This window comes from Streptomyces sp. NPDC006265 (assembly GCF_040613555.1).
Lineage (GTDB): Bacteria > Actinomycetota > Actinomycetes > Streptomycetales > Streptomycetaceae > Streptomyces.
This window is the reverse complement of sequence record NZ_JBEXSH010000886.1, coordinates 1-3,719: the sequence shown is the minus strand read 5'-3', so window position 1 is coordinate 3,719 and position 3,719 is coordinate 1. Positions and strand designations below refer to the sequence as shown.

Genomic DNA, 3,719 nt, shown 5'->3' with positions numbered 1-3,719 from the left:
GACGTGGCCGCCGGACCCAACTGACACAACGCCCTCACCGACGACTCAACCGGATCCGTGTCGAGGCGCTCTCCGGGATATCCGAGGAACTATACGAGCTTCTGATCAAGGGACAGGTCGAGGAGTACCGGAGCCGGGCGTACGAGTTGCCCGACACCTACCCGACCAGCACCACAGCCACGCTCTGGGGTCCCGTTTCCTTCGGCAACGACGGTACGGTGATGGCTCTGCGCGTGCTGCCGATGAACGAGACGTAGTTCCAAGGGATCCAGCGTTTCCAGCCTGGGCCATCCGCTCGCCGTCGGCCTTGGGCCTGTGGGGCTCGTGCCGAGAGACCAGGACACTCATCTCGCCTGGTGCCTATAGGTTTGGTCAGTGATGAGCCTGCCGCTTGGGGAGTGCCTGCTCGGCCCAGATGACCTTGCCGTCGGTCGTCTGCCGCGCGCCCCAGCCCTGGCACATCTGGGCGACGAGGAGCAGGCCGCGGCCGCCCTCGTCGTAGGTGCGGGCCCGGCGCATGTGCGGGGCGGTGGTACTGCCGTCCGACACCTCGCAGATGAGGGTGCGGTCGTAGATCAGCCTGAGTTCAATGGGTGGTTCGGCGTGCCGGATGGCGTTGGTGACCAGCTCGCTGACCACCAGCTCGGTCACGGACACGCACTCGTCGAGGCCCCACTCGGCCAGTTGTCTGCACGCGTTCTTGCGTGCCAGGGCGACCGCGGCCGTGTCCGGTGGTACGTCCCAGGTCGCCACGTGGAACGTGTCGAGGGCGCGGGTGCGGGCCACGAGCAGGGCCACGTCGTCGGCCGGCCGTTCCGGAAGCATGGTCCGCAGCAGCGTTTCGCAGGTGCTCTCGAGTGAGGTACCGGACCGCCGCAGCACCTGGAGGAGACTGTCCATGCCTTCGTCGATGTCACTGAAGCGGGACTCGACGAGACCGTCGGTGTACAGCGCGAGGATGCTGCCTTCGGGCAGCTCCCATTCGATGGCCTCGAAGGGCAGACCGCCGAGACCCAGGGGAAGTCCCGCGGGGACGTCGAGGAAGTCCACCGTGCCGTCCGGTGTGAGCAGCGCCGGGACGGGATGCCCTGCGCGGGCCATGGAGCAGCGGCGGGAGACGGGGTCGTAGACGGCGTACAGGCACGTGGCGCCGATGTCGCCGCCGTTGTCCGCCCCCGCGTCCAGGTGACTGACCAGATCGTCCAGGTGGGTGAGCAGCTCGTCGGGAGGGAGGTCGACATCGGCCAGGGTCCGGACGGCCGTCCGCAGCCGCCCCATGGTCGCGGAGGCCTGGATGCCGTGGCCGACGACATCGCCGACGACTAGTGCGACGCGGGCGCCGGACAGCGGGATGACGTCGAACCAGTCGCCGCCCACCCCAGCCCGTGTGCTGGCGGGCAGGTAGCTGGAGGCGACATCGAGGGCCGACTGTTCGGGGAGTCGTTGCGGCAGGAGACTGCTCTGCAGGGTGAGCGAGGTGGCGCGCTCCCGGGTGAATCGGCGGGCGTTGTCGATGCAGAGGCCGGCTCTGTCGGTGATCTCCTGGCCGAGCAGCAGGTCGTCCTGTTCGAAGGGCTCCGGGCTGCGGTGGCGGGAGAAGGTGGCCACGCCCAGCGTGAGGCCGCGCGCCCGCATGGGCACGGCCAGTACCGAATGGAAACCGAACCGCCGCATCCGTTCCCCCCGCTCGGGGGTCTGGCGCAGCACGTGCTCCATGGCGTCACGTGTGACCTGCTGGATCAGCGGCCGGCCGGCGGCCAGGCACTCGGCCGCCGTTGACTTGTCCGGGTAGACGGCCACGGTCCCGTTCGGAACCACGGCCTCGGGGCAGCCCTCGAGAACCGACTGGTGGGCGACGCGGCGCAACCGCACGGGACCGTGAGGGGCACCCGAGGGCGGGTCCTCGCCGTCGTCGATGGACGGCAGCAGGTCGACGGTGACGAAGTCGGCGAGCCGGGGTACGGCCACGTCGGCGAGTTCCTGCGCGGTGCGTACCAGGTCGAGCGTGCTGCCGATGCGCAGGCTGGCCTCGTTCAGCAGGGCCAGCCGCTGCCGGGCCATGTGCTGCTCGGTCATGTCGTGCGCCGAGAGCAGCACTCCCTGGGGCAGGTCGTCGCCCGCCCGTACCAGGGAGAGCGAGACGGTCCACACGCTCGGGCGCTCATGGCCCGCGAGCTGCAGCGATACCTGGAGGTCCTGCCGCTCCCCGGTGTCCAGCGCACGCCGCATGGCCTGCTCAGTGCGATCGGCCTGCGGGTGGTGCACGATCTCCGAGACCCGTAGTCCGCGCATCGCCTCCTCGGGCAGGCCGATCACCCGTTCCATGTCAGTGTTGGCCCTGACCAGCCGCAAACCGGTGTCGTACAGCGCCGTCGTGCAGGTGGACTGGGTGAAGCTCTGCCTGAGGAACACATCGTCGTCGGGACTCACCCGGAGGCTGCTGACCGGCGTGAGCAGCAGCCACTCGCCGTGGCCGTCCTCGTCCTGCCGGAGGTGAGCCAGGAGGTTCACGGTCAGCGCGTGTCCCTCGCGGTGCAGTAGCGTCGCCCGTCCACTCCACCTGGGGAGCGTGAGCAGGGAGCTCAGGGCTTCCGGTGGGAGACCGTCGGCGAGAAGCGCGGCCCCCGGCCGGCCGACCACTTCCCAGGCCCCGTACCCGAGCAGCCTATGTGCCCCGTCGCTCCATGCCGTGACGATGCCGCGCTCGTCCACGACGGCCTTCGCGGTGGCCGCATCGTCGACGAAGCCCTCCGACGAGTCACCGCCGCCCTCGCCTGGGGCGGACGCAGATCTCGCCATGGCGCCTCCACCCGCCTCCACCCGCCTCACTCGAGAGGCATTCTTACTGTTTTCGCTTAGATATATACCAAGAATGACAGATACCCCCTACCCGGGTTGAATTGCCAGGAAAGATGAAACGGTTGCGCGGAAGGCCGCGGACCGCATCCACCGACCGGGGCGGAGGGCATGACCATGACTGTCACCGGTGAGCTGACCTGGCCGGACGCGGCCGAGTGGACCGGGCGCATCTACAGCGAGGGCTGGCGGAACGCCGAGGGCGGCACCCGTCCGGTGATCGAACCGGCCACCGGCGAGCGCCTCGCGGAGGTGGGCGTGGCCTCCCCGGCGGATGTCGCACGGGCCGGCGCCCGGGCCGCCCGGGCCGCGCCGGAATGGGCGGCGACCACGGTAGCCGAGCGGGTCGACGTGCTGATACGCGCTGGTCACGCCCTGCGGGAGCACAGTGCGGAGGTCCGTGAGTGGATCGTCCGGGAGTCGGGGGGTGTCCCGGCCAAGGCCGACTACGAGATCGCGGCCGGACTCGCGCAACTGCAGCAAGCGGTCGGGCTCACGTCGCTGCCCCGGGGCGAGGTCCTCGCCCCGCAGGTGCCCGGCGGGACGAGCCTGGCGTGGCGGGTTCCCCTGGGGGTGGTGGGGGTCATCACCCCGTGGAACGCGCCCCTGCTCTTCGCAATGCGTGCCCTGTTGCCGGCGCTGGCCCTCGGCAACGCCGCGCTGCTCAAGCCCGACCCCCTCACCCCTGTGTCCGGCGGCGTTCTCGTCGCGCAGCTGTTCCGCGAGGCCGGACTGCCCGACGGCGTGCTGCACGTCCTTCCCGGCGGAACGGAGACCGGGCGTGCGGTCGCCGCCGACCGGCACGTCGCGATGGTCTCGTTCACCGGCTCCACCCCAGCCCGGCGCGTCGTGGCAGATCGGTA

At 70.3% G+C, this 3,719-nt stretch carries 2 protein-coding genes and 1 pseudogene; 2 read left to right on the top strand and 1 reads right to left on the bottom strand.

The features are described from left to right. A pseudogene (locus ABZ281_RS42135) lies at nucleotides 1-257 on the top strand (hypothetical protein); the annotation flags it as partial. Nucleotides 258-372: 115 nt separating this feature from the next. Here the strand turns inward: ABZ281_RS42135 and ABZ281_RS42130 are convergent. Further along, nucleotides 373-2,799, bottom strand: coding sequence for a SpoIIE family protein phosphatase (locus ABZ281_RS42130; protein ID WP_356663269.1), 2,427 nt, complete (start codon nucleotides 2,797-2,799; stop codon nucleotides 373-375). A gap of 174 nt (nucleotides 2,800-2,973) precedes the next feature. On the opposite strand from ABZ281_RS42130, the gene ABZ281_RS42125 reads away from it, so the two are divergent. Continuing rightward, the coding region (locus tag ABZ281_RS42125) for an aldehyde dehydrogenase family protein (protein ID WP_356663271.1) at nucleotides 2,974-3,719 on the top strand (746 nt) is incomplete at its 3' end.